Below are 20,132 nucleotides of genomic sequence, written 5' to 3' on the forward strand. Positions count from 1 at the left end.
GCTTTTTTGTTTCTGGCTCACAGCCGCCAGCCGCACCACCAGCCAGCAACCAGCAGGGTGAGGGTACAAAAGCCGGTTTCGAGGGCGCCACCACTGCGCAGCGGCCAGCCCGGCAGCCGGAAGCGGCGCTTGATGGGCCAGAAGAGCGGAATGCCCGCCGGGGTGAGCCAATCCCCCAGCAGATGGCTGAGGTAGCCGACGATCAGGGCATCCTTGACCCCCACGGGCAGGGTGCCAGGCGGCAGGCTTTGGTTCAGCCCCCAGACGGCGGCGACGACCGCCAGCAGGCTGTGGGTGAAACCGCGATGGCCAAACAGCCGCGACAGGGGTTTCGAGATCCACGGCAGGCGCTGCCCCAGCACCGATTTGGGGTGGTCGAGGTCGGGCAACAGGGCGCTGGCCAGCGCGGCAGGGATGGTCTGCCACAGGCTGGCATCGGCCAGCGCCGGAGTGAGCTGCAGTTTGTGGGCGATCAGAGTGCAGGTAACGGAGAAGAGCAGGTGCCCTTGGGCGGTCATGATGATTACGGCGTGGACAAGATGGCGGCGCATCTTACCAGCCTGATGGTTGTGGTCAGCAGTTATTTTAAAAATCAGGATGTTACGGCGAAAAAGCGCCCAAACAGGGCGCCTTTAGGGTCTCTTTACAGCTTGCCTTTGACCAGCCACTTGTCGAGGGCGTTGGCGAAGCGCTGTTTGTCGGCGGCATTGAAGGGGGCCGGGCCGCCGGTCTGCACACCGGCCGAGCGCAGCTCCTCCATAAAGTTGCGCATGCCGAGCCGCGCCTTGATGGTCTCGCGGGTGTAGATCTCGCCGCGGGGATTGAGCGCCTCGCCACCGGCATCGATGACCCAGGAGGCGAGGGGAATATCGCCGGTGATCACCAGATCGCCGGGCTGAACCTGCTGGGCGATGACATGATCTGCCACATCGAAACCCTTCTCCACCTGCTGGGTTTTGATGAAGGGGGAGGGGGGCACCCGCAATCCCTGATTGGCCACCAGGGTGGTGACGACCTGGGCGCGGTGGGCGGCGCGGTAGAGGATCTCCTTGACCGGAATGGGGCAGGCATCGGCATCAACCCAGATGGGCATGGCATGGTTTCCTGTAGTGAAAGCGGATGGAACACGGGAGCGGGCATCTTAACACAGGCCTCCCCTTGCCGGTGCGGGGCTGAGTCTGCCCCGCCTTTCGTGTAAGCTGGGGCCAGCACATGCAACGAGAAGGAGACGAGATGGATCGGGTGCCCGGTGAAGTGATTTATGCCCTGACCCTGGATGGCAAGGGTGGCATGGCGCCGCTGACGGCGGGAAGCGAGATCCCGGGGGATCGCCCCGGCTGGCTGCATCTGGATTACGGCCATCCCGATTCGGCGCGCTGGTTGCTGCAAACCCCGCTGCTGGGAGAGGCAGCCAAGGAGTCGCTGCTCGGCCAGAGCAATCGTCCCAAGCTGGTGCGGATGGGGGAGACGGTGCTGCTGATCCTGCGTGGCATCAACCACAACAAGGATCACCGGCCCGAGGAGATGGTGGCGCTGCGCATCTTCATCACCCCGGATCTCATCATCAGCAGCCGTCGTCGCCCGCTGCTCTCCGAGCAGGATGTGTTCAACCAGCTCAAGCTGGGGGGTGGTGCAGATACCCCGGCCGACTGGCTGGTGGAGATCTGCGATGCCCTGACCGATCGGGCGGGGGAGTTTGTTGAAGAGCTGCACGACAAGATCCTCGATCTGGAGGAGATGGTGCTGATGCGCGACCTGCCCGCCAATGGCCGCCTGGCGCTGATCCGCAAGCAGCTCATCATGATCCGCCGCTATCTCTCCCCCCAGCGGGATCTGGTGGCGCGCCTCGCCAACGAGAAGATCAGCTGGCTGGATGAGGATGACCGCCGCCGTCTGCTCGATATCGCCGACCGGCTGCGGCGCTGGCTCGATGACCTCGATGCCGGGGTGGCGCGCACTGCGGTGCTGGCGGACGAGATCAACAATCTGATGGCGGAGGCGACCAACCGCCGCGCCTACCAGATGTCGGTGATGGCGCTGCTGTTTTTGCCCGCCAGCTTCCTGACCGGTCTGTTTGGCATCAACCTGGGGGGGATTCCGGGGGCCGAGAGCCCGACCGCCTTCTGGGTCTTCTGTGGCTCCCTGGTGGCGCTGGCCAGCGGGCTGGCCATCTGGCTCAAGCACCGGCGCTGGTGGTAGGGAGGCATAACCCATGTGGCAATCCATTGGCCTGACCCTGCTGCTGTTGCTGGGGCACACCCTGATCCGGCGGCTTATTCACAAGAGTTTGCTGGCGCTCGGTCAGAGCAGACAGGTGAGCGAGAACCGGGTGCTCTACGTGGCCCATGTGTTCCACTTCCTGCTCGGCTGCGCCACCTTGCTGGTGCTGGCCGGTGTGTGGGGGCTCGACTTCTCCCGACTGGTGGTGCTCGCGTCATCTTTCTTTGCGGTACTGGGGGTCGCCATGGTGGCCCAGTGGTCGATCCTCTCCAACATCACTGCCAGCATCACCATCTTCTTCGCCTTTCCCTACAAGATTGGCGACCGGATCCGCATCCTCGACAAGGACGACTCGGTCACCGGCGTCATCACCGAGATTGGCCTGTTCTACGTGCGGGTACGGGATGACAACGGTGATCTGGTCACCTATCCGGCCAACCTGATCCTGCAAAAGCCGGTCAGGAAGCTGGAGGGCAAGGTGGCGGAACCACTGCAACCGGAATAGACAGTAACCGGAATAGAAAGTAACCGGAATAAGAAAAAGGCTCCTCTGGAGCCTTTTTTCTGTGTGGCGGGTGCTGATCTAGCGTTCGAAGAAGCGGTAGAGGTGCTCCACCTGCATCGGGCAGTCGGCCACCAGATGCACATGTTCGCGGGCCTGATCGACGGTGCCGAAACTGACCGGGCAGCCGAGGGTGTCGGTCAGCTCGTAGAGGGCACCATCCTTGCCTCTGAATTCGATAAGCCAGCCGGGGATGGCAACGTCGTGGAGAATTTCGGCTTCTTGCAGGATCTGTTGCTGATAGAGCTTACGAAGTTCACTGACTGTCATGATGCGCTCCTTTGGGGAATATCCACTCCCAGTCTATGCCTGCCCTTTATGTGCGGCAACAGCAGTGCGGCAACGGGCTTATCCCCGCAGGCACTGCCAGGCCCAGCGGATGCGGATAAAGGTCTCGGCATTGCCGCCCCGATCCGGATGGTGCTGCAGCGCCAGCTCCCGCCAGCGGCGGCGGATCGCCTCTTGGCTCGCCCCTTCATTCAGCTCGAACAGTGCCAGCGCCTCGGCTTTGTGCCCCTCCCCGTCATAAGCGCGCCAGAAGCGGTTGAGCAGGGCTTCAACTTCGGCACGGTCGGTTTGCCAGAACACCTGCCAGTCGAGGTAATAGCTGCGCAGATTTTCGCCGATAGCAAAGGCGTGGCTGGCCGCCGGGGTCTTGGCCAGCGGTTCGAGCCGGATATCCAGGGTGCTGATCACCAGCCACCATCCCTCTTGCCAGAACTCGGCTTGCAACTGGTAGAGGGCGTTCATGATCAGGAAGTTGACCCGAAACAGCTGCAGCTGCTCGTCGTCGGCCAGCACCGGAATCGCCCCCTGCTGGCGCAGGGCGGCCATCAGCTCGTGCACCTTGTAGCTGCCCGCCGCCTGTTGCAACAGCGCCAGCAGCGGGGCAATCAGCGGGTTGGCGTTCGGGTCGCTCATGACGTTCGATTCTTCCATGTGAGGGCTTTTCTGCCTGTGGCGCCAACAGTGTGCGACGTACAGGCGAGGCGGTGCTGGATCAGAGTGGCATCTGCCAATGGGCGGGGCAAGGCGCAGTGGCAAGCGCGGCGCAGAAAAAGCGCGCCAGCGGGGCGGTCATGAGCGTGAGCCCGATCAGATGGGGCTCTCCTTGTGGAGCTCGCCGACACAGTCGGCCAGCGCCAGTACCAGCGCGGAGCGCACCATCTGATCGAGCCGGTTGAGCTGCATCTGGTAGAAGGCCCAATCCTCTTCGCTGGCGGGGGGCTCGAGCTTCATCATGCCACCCTGATTGACCCCGTGCAGGCGGTCGAGCAGATCGCGGATCGGCTTGTCGCTGAAACGGTAATCCTTGGGGTCGCGCACCAGAAAGTCGCGGATCTTGATATAGGCTTCGATATCCTGATAGCGCTCGAGGGAGATGAGGCCGAGGGCGAAGATGAGCTTGAGGCGCACCTCCAGCTGGCCGAGGGGGCCGCTCTGGTTGAGCAGGGGTTCGATGGCGTATTTGACGGCATACTCCTCCTGACGGAACGCGCGTCGCATCAGGGAGTCGACCGCCTCTTCCAGGATGGTCACGGCTTCGAGAAAGAAGCCGCGGGGGCCATCCTGCTCGTTCAGTCGTTCCAGTACTTCATCTTCCTGGTGTGTGGTCATAGGTGTATAGGGTCCAGCTGACAGGGAGAGAGTGGGCCTCTCTCCCGGTTTTTATCATATGGGGCACATTCCCTTGCCATTCAAGCGCTTGGGGCGCTATCAGTGGTGGCTGAATGCGCCGCAAGCAGGGTCATTACAGGGTTTCGTAACGGGCGACGATGGCGCGAACCACCTCGCTCTCTTCATCCAGTCCGGTGACGCGGGCCAGCGCTTTGGCCGGGCCAAGCTCCGCCAGCAGGGCTTGCAGCTCCACCGCCTGCGGGTCATCGGTGTTGCGATAGTGCAGCGCCGCGGCGATCCCCTCCTGCAACTGCTCGTTGGGCAGGCCGTACTCCAGGGTGCCGAGCAGCGGCTTCACCAGTCGATCCCCCGCCGCCAGCTTGCGCAGCGGCTGACGACCGACCCGGTCAATCTCGTCCACCAGATAGGGGTTGGCGAAGCGGGAGAGGATCTTCTCGATGTAGGCGGCATGCAGGCGCGGGTCGAAGCCGTAGCGTTTCACCAGCACGGCACCGCTCTCCTCCATGGCGCGGCGCACCTTGCTGCGGATCACCGGATCTTCGATCGCCTCGCGCACTGTGTGGTAGCCCCGCAGCTTGCCGAGGTAGGCGGTGACGATGTGACCGGTGTTGAGGGTGAACAGCTTGCGCTCGACGAAGGCCATCAGGTTGTCGGTCGGCTCCATGCCCGCCACCTGTGGCAGCTCCCCCTTGAACTGGGTCTGGTCGACGATCCACTCGCTGAAGCTCTCTACCGTCACTTCCAGCGGATCATCGTTGGCGGCCGCGGCGGGCGGCACGATGCGATCCACCGCCGAGTCGACGAAGCCGATGCAGGATTCGAGCGTGGCATGATACGCGACTGGCAGGTACTTGAGTACCTCCTGCTTGAGGTGGCTGGTGCCGCGCACCATGTTTTCGCAGGCGATGACGTTGAGCGGAGTCAGGTTGCCAGCATCGAAGCGGGCCTGCAGCCCCTTGGCCAGGGTGCTGGCAATCTTGTCCAGAATGTTGGGGCCGACGGCGGTGGTGACCAGATCGGCGGTGATGATGCGGGCGATCACCTCGTGACCGGCGGAGCTCACCGCCGCCACGTTGCGCACCACGTCCAGCTTCTGATCCGCACCCACCACATGGACCTTGTACTCCTGACGGTGGTTGAGCTGGTCGATAAGCGTGTCGTTGACGTCAGCGAAGGTGACCTGATGGCTGGCATCTGCCAGCAGTTTGCCGATAAAGCCGCGACCGATGTTACCAGCACCAAAATGCAATGTTTTCATGATATTAACCTCTTGAACCAAAGACGATGAAAGATGATTACGCAGCCTGTTCGGCACCCAGCAGATCCAGGAAGGCCTGGGGATCCGTGGTGCTGGCCAGCCGGTCGATGAGACCGGGTTCATCCAGTGCATTGGTCAGGCGGGTTATCACCTGCATGTGTTCGTCGTTGCGGGCGGCGATGCCGATCACCAGCCGCGCTACCTCATCGGCGGCTTCGCCAAAGGCGACCCCGGCCGGATACTGGCAGATGACGATACCGGTACGCTTCACAAACTCCTTGGCGGCGATGGTGCCGTGAGGCACGGCGATGGACTCGCCGAGGTAGGTGGAGACCAGCTGTTCACGCTCCAGCATGGCGTTGACGTAGTCGGGCGCAACGTAGCCGCGCTCGGCCAGCAGTCGGCCTGCGGTCAGGATGGCGGCCTCCTTGCTGTCCGCTTTCAGTCCCAGATGCACGTCATGACGGCTCAGGGTAAAGACTTCGGCGGCCTGCGGCTCGTAGTTGTCATCGTTGGCCGCCACCAGCAGTTGCGGGTTGGCGACATCATCGTTGGCGGCCTGGGTCAGGCTTTGAACCAGCTCCTGATAGAGGCCGTTGTCGAGGAAGTTGGTCAGGGAAATATGGTGAGCGTTCGGCGCATGGCGACGGGCCCGCTCGGTCAGATCCTTGTGGGTGATGACCCAGTCCACCTGATCGTCGAGCTGATCGATGGCGCGGTTGGTGACGCTGATGTCGAGCCCGGCGGCCTGCACCCGCTTGCGCAGCATGCCGGCACCCATGGCGCTGGAACCCATGCCCGCATCGCAGGCCACCACGATATTGCGCACCGCCATCAGTTCACCGCCCGGCTTTTTGGCCGCTGCGGTCTCGGGCTTGGCACCCTTCATGGCTTTCATCTTGCGGGTGGCTTCACCGAGCGCATCGGCCTCGTCGGCTTCCGGCTGCTGGGCTCGGACGAACACGGCGGCGACCAGGAAGGAGACCAGGGTGGCACTGATGATGGAGAGGGCGACCCCAATCAGGGAGGCTTTCGGCGTCATCAACAGCACGGCGAAGATGGAGCCCGGCGACGCGGGGGAGACCAGACCGGCATTGAACAGGGTCAGGGTGAAGACCCCGGTCATGCCACCGGCGATCACCGCCAGAATGAGGCGCGGGTTCATCAGCACATACGGGAAGTAGATCTCGTGGATGCCGCCGAAGAAGTGAATGATGGAGGCGCCAGCCGCGGACTGCTTGGCCGCGCCACGGCCGAACACCATGTAGGCCAGCAGCACGCCCATGCCCGGGCCCGGGTTCGCTTCGATCAGGAAGAAGATGGAGCTGCCGTGCTCGGTTGCCTGCTGGATCCCCAGCGGCGAGAAGATACCGTGGTTGATGGCGTTGTTGAGGAACAGGATCTTGGCCGGTTCGACGAAGATGGAGGTGAGCGGCAGCATGTGGTTTTCCACCAGGAAGCCGACGCCACCGGCCAGCACGCCGGAGAGCACCTTGACGAAGGGGCCAATCACGAAGAAGGCGAGGATCGCCAGCAGCATGCCGATAAGGCCGGCGGAGAAGTTGTTGACCAGCATCTCGAAGCCGCTCTTGACGCGACCGTCCATCGCCTTGTCGAAGCGCTTGATGGCCCAACCACCGAGCGGGCCGACCATCATGGCACCCATGAACATCGGGATGTCGGTTCCCACGATGACGCCCATGGTGGTGATGGCACCGACCACGCCGCCGCGCTCACCGCCCATCAGTTTGCCGCCGGTGTAGCCAATCAGCAGCGGCAGCAGGTAGGTGATCATGGGGCCGACCAGCTTGGCCAAGGTTTCGCTTGGCAGCCAGCCGGTGGGGATGAAGAGGGCGGTGATAAAGCCCCAGGCGATGAAGGCGCCTATGTTGGGCATGACCATATTGGACAGGAAGCGTCCAAAATTCTGTATCTTGACTTTGGTATCCGGTGATAACATGTCGGGACCCCGTTTTAAGCCTGTTTGATTAAAAGTGGTAGTCGGGATGGCCGGTTTTGCCGAACTGCCATCCCGGTCGTCTAAGCAACTTCAATCTACCAGCTTGCGATCAAATTAGGCTGAAAACGGGGTGTCTTGTGATCCATCTCTCAGATACCCCACCATACCCCCTCCCCAACCAGTGACCCTGATCACATTCAGATGCTGTAATTCGGCTACATTTCGATCTTTTCTGTTTTGCATGACCATTTTTTGTGACTCAGCCCACTAAAGTTGTCTGGTGGTGCCTTTGGGTAAAGGTGATTTAAATCACAAATTCAATTTTTGTATTCGAATGGGACAAGTCACTCAATCACTCATCAGCGGGTGGTGACGATGGATCTATCGAAACCTCTCATTGGTTATCAATGAATCAATAAGTTTGTAACCCGCTTTCAGTTTTTACGGTCGGTGATGAGGGCTGTTTTGCGGCTGATTGATGGGAATGGGCGCCAGCATGCAGGATGTGATTGCGCGGCTGACGTTCGGGGAGCTTGCTTGCCGCACAGGGCAGGCAGCAGATAAAAACAAACCGCCAGCAGGCGGTTTGTCGGTTTTGGCGATCTGGCCCCTGTCGGGGACTGCGGCTTAGTAGAAGCCTGCATCCTCGGGGGAGGGGCGGGTCTTGAAGCGGCGATGGAGCCACATGTACTGCTCCGGCGCCTTGCGCACGGCGGCTTCAATCTCGCGGTTGGCGCGGGTGGCATCGACCATGTCATTCCCGCTGGGGTAGTCGGCGAGCGGCGCCCCGATATGCAGGGTGTAACCCTCGCTGGTGCGAATGTTGTAGCAGGGCAGGGTGACGGTGTTCTTCACCCGCGCCAGGGTGGCGGTGCCGGTGATGGTAGCCGCCTGCTCCACCGCGAAGTAGGGCACGAACACGCTGGCGTGGCTGCCGTAGTCGTGATCCGGCGCGTACCAGAGGGCGTCGCCGTTGCGCAGCGCCTTGATCATCCCCTTCACGTCCATCCGGTCCACCAGATATTTGTTGGAGGCGCAGCGACCGTGGTACTGGGCATACTCCAGCACCGGATTGGTGTTGGGGCGATAGACCCCCACGCCGGGGCGAACCAGCCCGAAACAGCGGGCGTTGAGCTCGAGCGTCAGGAAGTGGCAGGAGAGCAGCAGCATGCCCTGTCCCTTCTCCATGGCGGCGATGACGTGCTCTTCCCCTTCCACCTTCATCAGGTTGCGCATCCGCCAGTCCGGCCAGAACCAGGCGATCCCCACCTCGAACACGGCGCAGCCCACGCTCTCGAAGTTTGCCTTAAGTAGTTTCTCCCGCTCATCCCGGGTTAGCTCGGGCATCGCCAGTTCCAGATTGCGACGGGCGATTTTTACCCGGGACTTCAATATCCTGGCGGCGAGACGACCGAGCTGACGACCCAGCCACATCTGGCTGCGCCACGGCAGCAGGGTCAGCAGCCAGAGCAGGCCGAGGCCGAACCAGCTGGCCCAGTAACGGGGATGAAACAGGTGGGGCTCCAGGCGGGGAGCGTTGTCATGGGCCATGGCTAATCTCTTGTTCGCAAACACAATCGGGGGATTCTAGCCGAAAAGGGGGGGCGGGGGCGAATGGCAGTGTGCTGGTCAGAGGGGTGGCCCGCGTCCGGTTAGCGTGACAGCGGCGGTCGGCTTTTTCTACACCGGATAAAAGAGTGTGATAAAATCGCCCGCTGATTTTTCAGGTTTTGAGAGTCGATACAGATGAAGATCACCCTGCCCGAGTTTGAAAAAGCCCGCGTTCTGGTCGTAGGCGATGTCATGTTGGACCGTTACTGGCATGGCCCCACCGGCCGGATCTCCCCCGAGGCGCCGGTGCCCGTGGTCAAGGTTGAACACATTGAGGAGCGTCCCGGTGGCGCGGCCAACGTGGCCCTCAACTCCGCCGCTCTCGGCGCCCACGCCGTGCTGCTTGGCCTGACCGGTCAGGATGAAGCGGCCGATGCGCTGGCCGGTCAGATGGCTGGCGTCAAGGTGGCCTGTGACTTCGTTCGTCTGGCCGACTTCCCGACCATCACCAAGCTGCGTGTCCTGTCCCGCAACCAGCAACTGCTGCGTCTGGACTTTGAAGAGCCCTTCCACTCCGTCGATGCCACCCTGCTGATGAGCAAGGTCGAGCAGGCGCTGCCGAACAGCGACGTGATGATCCTCTCCGACTACGGCAAGGGTGCGCTGAACGACGTGCCCGGCATGATCCAGCGGGCCCGCGCCGCCGGTATTCCGGTGCTGGTCGATCCCAAGGGCACCGACTTCGAGAAGTACCGCGGTGCCACTCTGCTGACCCCCAACATGTCCGAGTTCGAGGCTGTGGTGGGCAAGGTGAAGAGCGAAGAGGAGCTGGTCGCCAAGGGGCTGGAGCTGGTCAAGCGCTTCGAGCTGGATGCCCTGCTGGTCACCCGTTCCGAAAACGGCATGACCCTGATCCGCGAAGGGCTGCCCGAGCTGCACCTGCCGGCTCAGGCTCACGAGGTTTACGATGTGACCGGTGCCGGTGATACCGTGATCTCCACCCTGGCCACCTCGCTGGCGGCAGGCAAGAGCCTAGACGAAGCCTGCGCCCTGGCCAATACCGCCGCCGGTATCGTGGTCGGCAAGCTGGGCACCTCTACCGTCAGTCCGGTCGAGCTGGCCAACGCCCTCTATACCGAGCAGGAAACAGGCTTTGGCGTCATGTCCGAAGCCCAGCTGAAAGTGGCGGTGCGTGCCGCCCGTCTGCGTGGCGAGAAGGTGGTGATGACCAACGGCTGCTTCGACATCCTGCATGCTGGTCACGTCTCCTATCTGGCCAATGCGGGCAAGCTGGGGGATCGATTGATCGTGGCGGTCAACACCGATGAGTCGGTTCGCCGTCTGAAAGGGCCGGGTCGTCCGGTCAACCCGACCGAGCGTCGCATGGCCGTACTGGCTGCGCTGGGCGCGGTGGATTGGGTAGTGCCATTCGGTGAAGATACCCCGCAGCGCCTGATCGCCGAGATCCTGCCCGACCTGCTGGTCAAGGGCGGTGACTACAAGCCGGAGGATATTGCCGGTTACGCCGAGGTGACCGCCAACGGCGGCGAGGTGCGCGTGCTCAACTTCGAAGATGGTTGCTCCACCAGCGACATCATCAAGACGATTCGCGAGCGCGGCTAACGCGCTGCGGGCCCCGCAATCTGGCGGGGCTTTCTATCGGCGGGAGCAAGCCGACAGAAATACGGATAACAAAAAGGCGACCTTGCGGTCGCCTTTTTCATGTCCGATAGCGGCTATCAGCCTTTGGTTTTAGCTTTTGCCGTGGCAGGCATCAACCCCTGGTTCACTTCCACCAGATCCTGCGCTTCCAGCACGCCAGCAGCCTGTTTCAAACTCAGGATGTTGAGGATGTAGTTGTAACGGGCGGCAGAGAGTTTCTGCTTGGCATCGTACAGCTTGCGGGTGGAATCCAGCACGTCGACGATGGTACGGGTGCCCACCTCGTAACCGGCTTCGGTCGCTTTCAGGGCGCTGTCGGCAGAGATGACGGACTGGCTATAGGCGCGCACCGAGCCGATGCTGGCGTTCACGTTGTTGTAGGAGGAGCGCACTGTGCTCTGCACCGAACGGAAGTTCTTCTCCAGCAGCTCGCTGGCGGCCACGTAGTTGAACTGGGCCTGCTTCACTTGCGACGTGGTGGCACCGCCGCTGTAGATCGGCAGCTTGAAGGTCAGACCGATATTGGCCTGATTGTCATTGCCGCCCGGAATGCTATCCAGCTTGTAATCGGTATTGCTGGTTTGCAGGCCGGCACCCAGATCCAGGGTCGGTTCATGGCCGGTTTTGGCCAGATCGATTTTCTCTTTGGCTATGTCTTTGGCGATGCGGGCACTGTGCAGTTGCAGGTTCTTGTCCAGCGCCAGTTCCAGCCACTTGTCGGAGCCAAAGGCGGTCTTTTGCGGGCTGAAACGATCGGTGTTCAGCACATCCAGATTGCGGTGATCGATACCGGTCAGCTCGCGCAGGGCCTCATAGCTGTTGGCCAGATCGTTCTCGGCGTTGATCTCGTCGGCCAGAGCCTGGTCGCGGGACGCCTCGGCTTCATGGACGTCGGTGATGGCGGTCAGGCCCACTTCGAAACGCTGCTGGGTTTGCTCCAGTTGACGCTCAACGGCAACCTTGTTGGCACGGACGAATTCCAGGGTATCCATCGCCTTGAGCACATTGAAATAGGCGGTGGCGCTGCGCACCATCAGGTTCTGCACTTCGAGGTTGTAGGCGACGTCGGACTGGGTGGCGCCTTTCTCGGTCAGGTCCAGGTTGACCCAGTTGCTGCGACGGTAGATGGATTGATCCAGCGAAAGAGAACCGGAGGCTTTGTTGTTGCTCTGGGTATCATTCTTGTTTTGCAGGTAGTTCAGACCGGCACCCAGATTGATTTGCGGCAAGAGCGCAGCACGGGATTCATTGATCTTCTCGAAGGCCTGGTCACGAACGGCTTTGGACTGCAGCAACTGCGGGTCTTTGATCTGGGCTTGCTGGTAGATGTCGAGCAGGTTTTCGGCATGGGCACCGGCACTGACGCCCAGCAACACCATGACGGACAAGAGTGTTCTTTTCATAGATCGTTTTAACCTTATGTAGTAACCCAAACTGGTTGCTGGAGAGGGCAAATATTGTCACCGACCAAGCTTGATTGCAGCTTAATCACTCTACTATAAGCAAAATTTAATGCTAAGAGTCTCAGGTCCGGTGACGGGAACGTCAAGAACCGGACGCAGTTTTCTCCCCGCGCGCCTAGCCAAATGGTCTGTGGCTGCTAAAATCCACCCCTCATTGCCATGGTACGCCGAGTGAATGAACGTTCATTCATGTTCCTCGGATTTTATGGTCAAACTGATACAAGTCAAGCTGACGGGAGTCCCGGATGTCGCAGCAACCCTTGCCGCAAGATCGGCATTACGCCGCCGATGATGTGAAAATCATTGAAAAATCAGCTGGATATAACGGCTTCTTCAAGGTGAATGTCTATCGTCTGCAGCATCGGTTATTTGCAGGCGGCTGGAATCAGCCCATTGTGCGCGAGCTGTTCGAGCGGGGCCATGCTGCCGCGCTGCTGCCCTATGATCCGGTACTCGACCAGATCGTGCTGGTGGAGCAGTTCCGTATCGGCGCCATGGAGACCTGCCCGACCCCCTGGCTGCTGGAGCTGGTGGCTGGCATTATCGACGAAGGTGAAACCGCCGAGGCGGTGGTGCGCCGCGAAGCGGTGGAAGAGGCCGGGATCGAGGTGGCCCGCTGCGAGCACGCCATCAGCTATCTGGTGAGCCCGGGTGGCAGCACCGAGCGGATAGAGGTCTATGTGGGCGAGGTGGATGCCAGCAAGGCCGAAGGGCTGCACGGGCTGGCCGACGAAGGCGAAGATATCCGGGTGCACGTGGTGAGCCGCGAGCAGGCCTACGCCTGGCTCAAAGAGGGGCGCATCGACAATGCGGCCTCGGTCATCGCCCTGCAGTGGCTGGCTCTCAACCACGGCGAGCTGCGCGCCCGCTGGCTGGCGGATCGCTGAGGTGGCGCTGACCCTGCAACAGAGCAGGCGCTATGTGCCGGATTTGATGTCTTTGCAGCGTACCTGCGAGGTCAATTACATGGCACTGATGAAATTGTTGCCGCCAGAGGGTGAGGTCGGGGCCGAGCGCCGCTATCGGGTCGGCAACGATCTGCAGTTCCAGCTCACCATCATTGGCGAGAGTCGCTTCACCAGCCAGGTGATCCTGAGCCAGCACAACCCCGAATTGCCCGAATATCTGCAGGCTCAAATCGAGATTCGTTTGTACCATGATGTGCGGATGGCGGAAGTGTGTGCAGCGCAACAGATTTCCCGTTTGCAACCACGTTATGATTATCCCAATAAAAAGATGCACCAGCGGGACGAAAAGGAGCAGGTAAATCTGTTTCTGGCCGAATGGCTAAAATTTTGTCTCAGACATGGTACCAGCCCGATCAATATCTCCAGTTGAACATATAAAAAGAAGCGTGATTTTGGAAACAGAGCTCCCCCAGGCGCAGGACGGCAGTGTGCGCCTGTTGCAAATTACCGATACCCACCTCTTCGCGAGTGCCGAAGGGCGGCTGTTGGCTGTGCGCACCGCAGAGAGTCTGGCCGCCGTGCTGGAACAGGTGCAGGCCAACGAACACCCTTATGAGGTGATTCTGGCGACCGGCGATCTGTCGCAGGATCACAGCCCGGAATCCTATCAGCGTTTTGCCTCCATGATGGCGCCTCTGGGCCGTCCCATCTACTGGCTGCCCGGCAATCACGATGACAGCCCGTTGATGACCGAATATCTCCATGCCGCCGGGATCAGCGAATCCAAGCAACTGGTGGGCGATCACTGGCAGGTGATCCTGCTCGACACCCAGGTGCGCGGCAAACCCCACGGCATGATCGGCGATCACCAGCTGGCCGCCCTCGACCGCGCCCTGCGCCAATATCCTGATCGCCACGCCCTGATCACCCTGCACCATCAGGCGGTGCCGGTGGGCTGCGCCTGGCTGGATCAGCACAATCTCAAGAATGCCGATGACCTGTTCGCCGTGCTGGCCCGTCATCCGCAGCAGAAGACCATCCTGTTCGGCCACGTTCATCAGGAGTTTGACGAGGTGCACCGCGGGGTGCGGCTGATTGCCAGCCCCTCCACCTGCATCCAGTTCAAACCGCTCTGTGATGGCTTCGCGCTGGATGAATCCGGCCCGGGCTGGCGCTATCTCACCCTCTATCCGGATGGGCGGGTAGCCAGCGAGGTGTGGCGCCTGCCGGTGGGGCAGTTTGTGCCCGACCCCGATGCTACCGGTTATTGAGGAGAGCATTACATGAAGTCGGTTCTCCTTTATCTGCACGGTTTCAACTCCTCACCGGGCTCCGCCAAGGCGCAGCAGATGGCTGCTTGGGTGGCCGCCAACCGGCCCGATATCGAGGTGATCATTCCGGCCCAGCCCAACACCCCGGCTGCGGCCTGGGCGGCTATCGAGCAGACCGTTGCCGATCTGCCGCGTCGTTATGGTAGTGAATTCAAGCTCGGTGCCGTGGGCAGCTCCCTCGGCGGCTTTATGGCGACCCGGGTCAGCGAACAGTACGGCTGCCGCGCCGCGCTGATCAATCCGGCGGTGCGCCCGCACGAGCTGCTCTGCGATTACCTCGGCCCCCAGACCAATCCCTATAGCGGGGAGCAGTACGAACTGCTGCCTGAGCATATGGATGAGCTGCGGGCACTGGCGGTGCCGGTGACGGCGCCGGAGCGACTCTGGATCCTGCAACAGCAGGGGGATGAGGTGCTCGATTATCGCAAGGCGCTGGATGAATACCGCTTTGCCCGTCTCTCGCTGGAGTGCGGCGGCGACCACGCCTTCGTGGCGTTCGAACGCTATCCCGCCCAGATCATCCACTTCCTCGGGTTATAAAAGGGCAGTCTCGCCCTGCTTGTCCTTCTCCAGATCAAGCTTTCGGCGCGGGGCGTTTGTCCTGCCCCCGCCTAGCAGTTAAGATTCCCTCCAAACGTCAATTCGCAAGGCCCTCCATGTCTACTCAATACAATGCGGATGCCATTGAGGTCCTCAATGGCCTTGAACCGGTGCGTCGTCGCCCCGGCATGTATACCGACACCACCCGGCCCAATCACCTCGGCCAGGAGGTCATCGACAACAGCGTCGACGAAGCGCTGGCGGGCCACGCCCGTACCCTGGAGGTGACCCTGTATGAAGACCAGTCCCTCGAGGTGATCGATGACGGCCGCGGTATGCCGGTCGATATCCACCCGGAGGAAGGGGTGTGCGGTGTGGAGTTGATCCTCTGCAAGCTGCACGCGGGCGGCAAATTCTCCAACAAGAACTACCAGTTCTCCGGCGGTCTGCACGGGGTGGGTATTTCGGTAGTAAACGCCCTCTCCGATCGGGTCGAGGTGACGGTACGTCGCGACGGTCAGGTCTACGACATCGCCTTCGAGCGTGGCGAGAAGGTGCAGGAGCTGACCATCAGCGGCACCTGCGGCCGTCGCAACACCGGCACCCGGGTGCGCTTCTGGCCGCAGGCGAGCTACTTCGACTCGCCCCGCTTCTCGGTCACCAAGCTGGAACACCTGCTGAAAGCGAAAGCGGTGCTCTGCCCCGGCCTCACCATCAAGTTCCTCGACAAGAACACTGGCATCAAGCTGGAGTGGTGCTACGAAGATGGCCTCAAGGATTACCTGATCGACGCGGTCAAGCAGTTCACCTGCTTGCCGGAGCAGCCCTTTATCGGCGCCTTCAGCACCGAACAGTCCGCCGTGGACTGGGCACTGTGCTGGCTGCCGGAAGGGGGCGAATGCCTCGCCGAATCCTATGTGAACCTGATCCCCACCGCGCAGGGCGGTACGCACGTCAACGGTCTGCGTCAGGGGCTGCTCGACGCCATGCGCGAGTTCTGCGAGTTCCGCAACCTGCTGCCGCGTGGGGTCAAGCTGACCCCGGAAGATATCTGGGATCGCTGCGCCTACATCCTCTCGGTCAAGATGCAGGATCCGCAGTTCGCCGGTCAGACCAAGGAGCGGCTCTCGTCCCGTCAGAGCTCGGCGTTTGTCTCCGGTGTGGTGAAGGATGCCTTCAGCCTCTACCTCAACAGCAACACCGAGCTGGCGGAGCAGATCGCCGAGATCTGCATCAGCAGCGCCCAGCGCCGGATGCGCGCCGCCAAGACGGTGGTGCGCAAGAAGATAACGCAAGGCCCGGCGCTGCCCGGCAAGCTCACCGACTGTAACTGCGCCGACCCCATGCAGGGGGAGCTGTTCCTGGTGGAGGGTGACTCCGCGGGCGGCAGTGCCAAGCAGGCGCGGGATCGCGAGTTTCAGGCCATCATGCCGCTGCGCGGCAAGATCCTGAACACCTGGGAAGTGGAGGCCGGTCAGGTGCTCGCCTCGCAGGAGGTGCACGACATCTCGGTCGCTATCGGGCTCGATCCCGACTCAGAGGATCTCAGCGGCCTGCGCTACGGCAAGGTGTGCATCCTCGCGGATGCGGACTCGGACGGTCTGCACATCGCCACCCTGCTCTGCGCCCTGTTCGTGAAGCACTTCCGCGCGCTGGTCAATCAGGGCCACGTCTATGTCGCCATGCCGCCCCTCTACCGGATCGATATCGGTAAAGAGGTCTACTACGCCCTCGACGAGGACGAGAAGAACGGCGTGCTGCAGCGGGTCGAGGCCGAGAAGAAGAAAGGCAAGGTGATGGTGACCCGATTCAAGGGTCTGGGTGAGATGAACCCGAAACAGCTGCGGGAAACCACCATGGATCCCAACACTCGCCGTCTGGTGCAGCTCACCATGGGGCCTGAGGCCGAAGGGGATGAGACCCTGCAGCTGATGGACATGCTGCTGGCCAAGAAGCGCGCCCCGGATCGTCGCGAGTGGCTGGAAGAGAAGGGCAACCTCGCCATCATCTAAGCCGTCGGCTGGCCCGCACAGGGCCAGCAAGCATTTAGCCGGAGTCGCCCTGTGGCGGCTCCCGAACCGAAAGAGAAAATCACATGAGTGATGCTATCGAGCTCAGTCTGTGAATGAAGTAGAGCGCCAACCGGCTCTATAACCGAAAGAGAACAAATCTATGAGCGATCTAGAGCTCAGTCTGGACGGGGTAGAGCGCCAGCCAATGCGCACCTTTACCGAACAGGCTTACTTGAACTACTCCATGTACGTCATCATGGATCGGGCTTTGCCGCATATCGGCGATGGCCTCAAACCGGTGCAGCGGCGCATCATCTACGCCATGAGCGAGCTGGGCCTGTCGGCCCTCTCCAAGCACAAGAAGTCCGCCCGTACCGTGGGTGACGTGCTGGGTAAGTACCACCCGCACGGCGACATCGCCTGTTATGAAGCCATGGTGCTGATGGCCCAGCCCTTCTCCTACCGCTACCCGCTGGTGGACGGTCAGGGCAACTGGGGTGCGCCGGACGATCCCAAATCCTTCGCCGCCATGCGTTATACCGAGGCGCGGCTGTCGCGCTTCTCCGAGCTGCTGCTCTCCGAGCTGGGGCAGGGCACGGTGGAGTGGACGCCGAACTTCGACGGCACCATGAAAGAGCCGGTGGTGCTGCCCGCCCGCCTGCCGCACATCCTGCTCAACGGGGTGACCGGTATCGCGGTGGGGATGGCGACCGACATTCCGCCCCACAACGCGCGGGAAGTGGCCTACGCCTGTGCCGAGCTGCTCGACAACCCCAATGCGGGGCTCGATGCATTGATGGCGCACATTCAGGGGCCGGACTACCCGACCAACGCCGAGATCATCACCCCGCGCGACGATATCCGCAAAATCTACGAGACCGGCAAGGGCTCCATCAAGCAGCGGGCGGTCTGGAGCGAGGAGGATGGGGACATCGTCATCACCGCGCTGCCCCATCAGGCCTCCGGCGCCAAGATCATGGAGCAGATCGCCGCCCAGATGGTGGCGAAAAAGCTGCCCATGGTCACCGACCTGCGCGATGAATCGGACCACGAAAACCCGACCCGTCTGGTGATCATCCCCCGCTCCAACCGGGTGGATGTGGAGGGGCTGATGGCCCACCTGTTCGCCACCACGGATCTGGAGAAGAACTACCGGGTCAACCTCAACATCCTCGGCCTCGACAACCGGCCGCAGGTGAAGACCCTCAAGATGATCCTCTCCGAGTGGATCATCTTCCGCCGCGAGACCGTGCGTCGCCGTCTGCAGTTCCGCCTCGACAAGGTGCTTGCTCGCCTGCACATCCTCGAAGGCTTGCTGGTGGCCTACCTCAACATCGACGAGGTGATCGAAATCATCCGCACCGAGGATGAGCCGGGCAAGGTGATGGTGGAGCGCTTCAATATCAGCGAAACCCAGGCCGAAGCAATTCTGGAGCTGAAACTGCGCCATCTGGCCAAGCTCGAAGAGTTCAAGCTGCGCGCCGAACAGGATGAACTGGCGCAAGAGCGCGACAAGCTGGAGCTGATTTTGGGCTCCGAACGCCGCCTCAACACCCTGCTCAAGAAAGAGCTGCTGGCCGATGCCGAGAAATACGGCGACGATCGCCGCACCCCGCTGGTGGAGCGTGCCACCGCAGTGGCGCTGACCGAGAAAGAGCTTATTCCCAGCGAACCGGTCACCGTCATCCTCTCCGACAAGGGGTGGGTGCGCGCCGCCAAGGGCCACGATGTCGATGTGGCGGGGCTCTCCTACAAGGCGGGGGACAGCTATCTGGCCCACGCCTGTGGCCGCAGCAACCAGCAGGCGGTGTTCCTCTCCACGTTGGGCCGCACCTACGCCCTCGAATCCCACACCTTGCCATCTGCGCGCAGTCAGGGCGAACCGCTCACCGGCCGCTTTGCGCTGGGGGCAGGGGAAGAGGTACGCCATCTGGTGATGGGCAACGAGGGTGAGCCCTACCTCATCTGCTCCGATGCCGGTTACGGCTTTGTCTGCACCTATGACGACCTTATCGGCAAGAACAAGAACGGCAAGGCGCTGCTCACCGTGCCGGAAGGGGGTCAGGTGATGGCACCCCAGAAGATTGGTTCGCCAGAGACCGATCTCTGCATGGCCATCTCCAACGAAGGGCGCATGCTGCTGTTCCCGCTCAACACCCTGCCGGTACTCGGCAAGGGCAAGGGCAACAAGCTGATCAGCATCCCCTCGGCTCGCGTGAAGGCGCGGGAAGAGTTTATGGTGATGGCCGCCATTATCCCGCAGGGGCAATATGTCACCCTGTTTGCCGGCAAGCGCAAGCTCACTCTTAAGCCATCTGACCTTGACTACTACCGCGGCGAGCGCGGCCGCCGCGGCGCCAAGCTGCCCCGTGGTTTGCAGCGGGTAGACAGAATAGAAATAGAATCCTCGGCAATTGAAGATTGCAATTCAGAAAATAATTAAAATATGGGAGCTTAGGCTCCCTATTTATAGGGGTTAGAATGGTTAAATATCAAATTTTCATTAGCTCGACATATGATGATTTAAAAAATGAAAGGGCTCAAGTTATTAAGTCTATTCTGGAAATGGGACACATACCAGTTGGTATGGAAATGTTTAGTGCTGCAGATGATGAACAGTGGAAAATAATACAGAGGCAGATAGATGAGTCTGACTACTATGTGGTAGTTGTGGCTCATAAATATGGTTCCATGGTCGGGGATATTAGTTATACGGAAAAGGAATTTGATTACGCAGTCAGCAAGGGGGTTCCTGTTCTCGGATTTGTTATCGACCAAACGGTTGAACCACTTGCAAAATATGTAGAAAAAAACGACGATAAAATCGTCTTACTAAATAACTTTAAGGATAAGGTAAAAAGCCGTCCTGTCGGATTCTGGAAATCATCAGATGATTTACATGGAAAGGTATCGATCGCTCTGATGAAAGCTTTTAATACAAATCCCCGGATCATGTACAGAACCTTAAGCGGCAAGCGAATTAATAATACCGTCTAACGTGTTGTTTTGCTTGGATTTTCTCTGCCT

General features: G+C 60.8%; 19 protein-coding genes. 10 read left to right on the forward strand and 9 right to left on the reverse strand.

From position 1 onward, the window contains the following. Positions 1–17: 17 nt before the first annotated feature. On the reverse strand, positions 18–518 hold the full coding sequence (locus PG888_RS10790) for a metal-dependent hydrolase (protein WP_270693371.1): 501 nt from the start codon (positions 516–518) through the stop codon (positions 18–20). 125 nt (positions 519–643) lie between these two features. Beyond that, positions 644–1,093: a YaiI/YqxD family protein gene (locus PG888_RS10795; RefSeq protein ID WP_005335916.1), complete on the reverse strand. Its 450-nt coding sequence runs from the start codon at positions 1,091–1,093 to the stop codon at positions 644–646. 140 nt (positions 1,094–1,233) lie between these two features. On the opposite strand from PG888_RS10795, the gene zntB reads away from it, so the two are divergent. Further along, positions 1,234–2,199 (forward strand): zinc transporter ZntB, encoded by a 966-nt coding sequence (zntB, locus tag PG888_RS10800; RefSeq protein ID WP_058053159.1) that lies wholly within the window; start codon positions 1,234–1,236, stop codon positions 2,197–2,199. Between the two features lie 13 nt (positions 2,200–2,212). After that, on the forward strand, positions 2,213–2,725 hold the full coding sequence (locus tag PG888_RS10805; protein ID WP_005354921.1) for a mechanosensitive ion channel domain-containing protein: 513 nt from the start codon (positions 2,213–2,215) through the stop codon (positions 2,723–2,725). Positions 2,726–2,803: 78 nt separating this feature from the next. On the opposite strand, the gene PG888_RS10810 is transcribed toward PG888_RS10805, so the two are convergent. The 6 genes from PG888_RS10810 to lpxL form a co-directional block, all read right to left on the reverse strand. Next, a complete protein-coding gene (locus PG888_RS10810; protein ID WP_042057543.1) occupies positions 2,804–3,052 on the reverse strand; it encodes a hypothetical protein in 249 nt (82 codons plus the stop codon). A gap of 78 nt (positions 3,053–3,130) precedes the next feature. Further along, positions 3,131–3,703 (reverse strand): DNA-J related domain-containing protein, encoded by a 573-nt coding sequence (locus PG888_RS10815; protein WP_270693358.1) that lies wholly within the window; start codon positions 3,701–3,703, stop codon positions 3,131–3,133. Positions 3,704–3,877: 174 nt separating this feature from the next. Further along, positions 3,878–4,399, reverse strand: a complete 522-nt coding sequence (locus tag PG888_RS10820; protein WP_005335907.1) for an MltR family transcriptional regulator — start codon at positions 4,397–4,399, stop codon at positions 3,878–3,880. Positions 4,400–4,532: 133 nt separating this feature from the next. Continuing rightward, on the reverse strand, positions 4,533–5,678 hold the full coding sequence (locus PG888_RS10825; RefSeq protein ID WP_270693357.1) for a mannitol-1-phosphate 5-dehydrogenase: 1,146 nt from the start codon (positions 5,676–5,678) through the stop codon (positions 4,533–4,535). A gap of 37 nt (positions 5,679–5,715) precedes the next feature. Then, positions 5,716–7,638 (reverse strand): PTS mannitol transporter subunit IICBA, encoded by a 1,923-nt coding sequence (locus PG888_RS10830; RefSeq protein WP_270693356.1) that lies wholly within the window; start codon positions 7,636–7,638, stop codon positions 5,716–5,718. Positions 7,639–8,265: 627 nt separating this feature from the next. Beyond that, the gene (gene lpxL, locus PG888_RS10835) at positions 8,266–9,189 is read right to left on the reverse strand and encodes an LpxL/LpxP family Kdo(2)-lipid IV(A) lauroyl/palmitoleoyl acyltransferase (protein WP_270693355.1); all 924 of its coding nucleotides are present in this window, start codon (positions 9,187–9,189) and stop codon (positions 8,266–8,268) included. 195 nt (positions 9,190–9,384) lie between these two features. On the opposite strand from lpxL, the gene hldE reads away from it, so the two are divergent. After that, positions 9,385–10,812, forward strand: coding sequence for a bifunctional D-glycero-beta-D-manno-heptose-7-phosphate kinase/D-glycero-beta-D-manno-heptose 1-phosphate adenylyltransferase HldE (gene hldE / locus PG888_RS10840; protein ID WP_270693354.1), 1,428 nt, complete (start codon positions 9,385–9,387; stop codon positions 10,810–10,812). A 116-nt stretch (positions 10,813–10,928) separates the two neighbouring features. Here hldE and tolC read toward each other — a convergent pair whose 3' ends face one another. Beyond that, positions 10,929–12,254, reverse strand: a complete 1,326-nt coding sequence (tolC, locus tag PG888_RS10845) for an outer membrane channel protein TolC (RefSeq protein ID WP_075113240.1) — start codon at positions 12,252–12,254, stop codon at positions 10,929–10,931. A gap of 305 nt (positions 12,255–12,559) precedes the next feature. Here tolC and nudF point away from each other — a divergent pair, with 305 nt between their 5' ends. The 7 genes from nudF to PG888_RS10880 all read left to right on the forward strand — a co-directional run bounded on the left by nudF (position 12,560) and on the right by PG888_RS10880 (position 20,102). Beyond that, positions 12,560–13,201 carry an ADP-ribose diphosphatase gene (gene nudF / locus PG888_RS10850; protein WP_111807617.1) on the forward strand — a complete coding sequence of 214 codons (642 nt, stop codon included), beginning with the start codon at positions 12,560–12,562 and terminating at the stop codon, positions 13,199–13,201. A 46-nt stretch (positions 13,202–13,247) separates the two neighbouring features. Continuing rightward, positions 13,248–13,652 carry a DUF1249 domain-containing protein gene (locus tag PG888_RS10855; protein WP_267967597.1) on the forward strand — a complete coding sequence of 135 codons (405 nt, stop codon included), beginning with the start codon at positions 13,248–13,250 and terminating at the stop codon, positions 13,650–13,652. Positions 13,653–13,674: 22 nt separating this feature from the next. Further along, on the forward strand, positions 13,675–14,493 hold the full coding sequence (gene cpdA / locus PG888_RS10860; RefSeq protein ID WP_042656609.1) for a 3',5'-cyclic-AMP phosphodiesterase: 819 nt from the start codon (positions 13,675–13,677) through the stop codon (positions 14,491–14,493). Between the two features lie 12 nt (positions 14,494–14,505). Beyond that, a complete protein-coding gene (locus PG888_RS10865; protein ID WP_270693353.1) occupies positions 14,506–15,093 on the forward strand; it encodes a YqiA/YcfP family alpha/beta fold hydrolase in 588 nt (195 codons plus the stop codon). A 116-nt stretch (positions 15,094–15,209) separates the two neighbouring features. Next, a complete protein-coding gene (gene parE / locus PG888_RS10870) occupies positions 15,210–17,105 on the forward strand; it encodes a DNA topoisomerase IV subunit B (protein WP_270693352.1) in 1,896 nt (631 codons plus the stop codon). A 160-nt stretch (positions 17,106–17,265) separates the two neighbouring features. Then, a complete protein-coding gene (gene parC / locus PG888_RS10875) occupies positions 17,266–19,548 on the forward strand; it encodes a DNA topoisomerase IV subunit A (RefSeq protein ID WP_270693351.1) in 2,283 nt (760 codons plus the stop codon). Between the two features lie 38 nt (positions 19,549–19,586). Continuing rightward, on the forward strand, positions 19,587–20,102 hold the full coding sequence (locus PG888_RS10880) for a DUF4062 domain-containing protein (protein ID WP_270693350.1): 516 nt from the start codon (positions 19,587–19,589) through the stop codon (positions 20,100–20,102). Positions 20,103–20,132 lie beyond the last annotated feature (30 nt).

It is taken from the genome of Aeromonas sp. QDB23, assembly GCF_027707745.1.
In the GTDB taxonomy this organism is placed as follows: Bacteria; Pseudomonadota; Gammaproteobacteria; order Enterobacterales; family Aeromonadaceae; genus Aeromonas; species Aeromonas allosaccharophila.

What these genes read in the sequence shown, in the direction of transcription:
- tolC (WP_075113240.1), bottom strand. Translation starts at nt 12,254, where the DNA reads ATGAAAAGAACACTCTTGTCCGTCATGGTGTTGCTGGGCGTCAGTGCC.
- parE (WP_270693352.1), top strand. Translation starts at nt 15,210, where the DNA reads ATGTCTACTCAATACAATGCGGATGCCATTGAGGTCCTCAATGGCCTT.
- PG888_RS10880 (WP_270693350.1), top strand. Translation starts at nt 19,587, where the DNA reads ATGGTTAAATATCAAATTTTCATTAGCTCGACATATGATGATTTAAAA.
- zntB (WP_058053159.1), top strand. Translation starts at nt 1,234, where the DNA reads ATGGATCGGGTGCCCGGTGAAGTGATTTATGCCCTGACCCTGGATGGC.
- nudF (WP_111807617.1), top strand. Translation starts at nt 12,560, where the DNA reads ATGTCGCAGCAACCCTTGCCGCAAGATCGGCATTACGCCGCCGATGAT.
- PG888_RS10830 (WP_270693356.1), bottom strand. Translation starts at nt 7,638, where the DNA reads ATGTTATCACCGGATACCAAAGTCAAGATACAGAATTTTGGACGCTTC.
- PG888_RS10790 (WP_270693371.1), bottom strand. Translation starts at nt 518, where the DNA reads ATGACCGCCCAAGGGCACCTGCTCTTCTCCGTTACCTGCACTCTGATC.
- PG888_RS10855 (WP_267967597.1), top strand. Translation starts at nt 13,248, where the DNA reads ATGTCTTTGCAGCGTACCTGCGAGGTCAATTACATGGCACTGATGAAA.
- PG888_RS10810 (WP_042057543.1), bottom strand. Translation starts at nt 3,052, where the DNA reads ATGACAGTCAGTGAACTTCGTAAGCTCTATCAGCAACAGATCCTGCAA.
- PG888_RS10805 (WP_005354921.1), top strand. Translation starts at nt 2,213, where the DNA reads ATGTGGCAATCCATTGGCCTGACCCTGCTGCTGTTGCTGGGGCACACC.
- lpxL (WP_270693355.1), bottom strand. Translation starts at nt 9,189, where the DNA reads ATGGCCCATGACAACGCTCCCCGCCTGGAGCCCCACCTGTTTCATCCC.
- PG888_RS10815 (WP_270693358.1), bottom strand. Translation starts at nt 3,703, where the DNA reads ATGAGCGACCCGAACGCCAACCCGCTGATTGCCCCGCTGCTGGCGCTG.
- PG888_RS10865 (WP_270693353.1), top strand. Translation starts at nt 14,506, where the DNA reads ATGAAGTCGGTTCTCCTTTATCTGCACGGTTTCAACTCCTCACCGGGC.
- parC (WP_270693351.1), top strand. Translation starts at nt 17,266, where the DNA reads ATGAGCGATCTAGAGCTCAGTCTGGACGGGGTAGAGCGCCAGCCAATG.
- PG888_RS10820 (WP_005335907.1), bottom strand. Translation starts at nt 4,399, where the DNA reads ATGACCACACACCAGGAAGATGAAGTACTGGAACGACTGAACGAGCAG.
- PG888_RS10825 (WP_270693357.1), bottom strand. Translation starts at nt 5,678, where the DNA reads ATGAAAACATTGCATTTTGGTGCTGGTAACATCGGTCGCGGCTTTATC.
- hldE (WP_270693354.1), top strand. Translation starts at nt 9,385, where the DNA reads ATGAAGATCACCCTGCCCGAGTTTGAAAAAGCCCGCGTTCTGGTCGTA.
- PG888_RS10795 (WP_005335916.1), bottom strand. Translation starts at nt 1,093, where the DNA reads ATGCCCATCTGGGTTGATGCCGATGCCTGCCCCATTCCGGTCAAGGAG.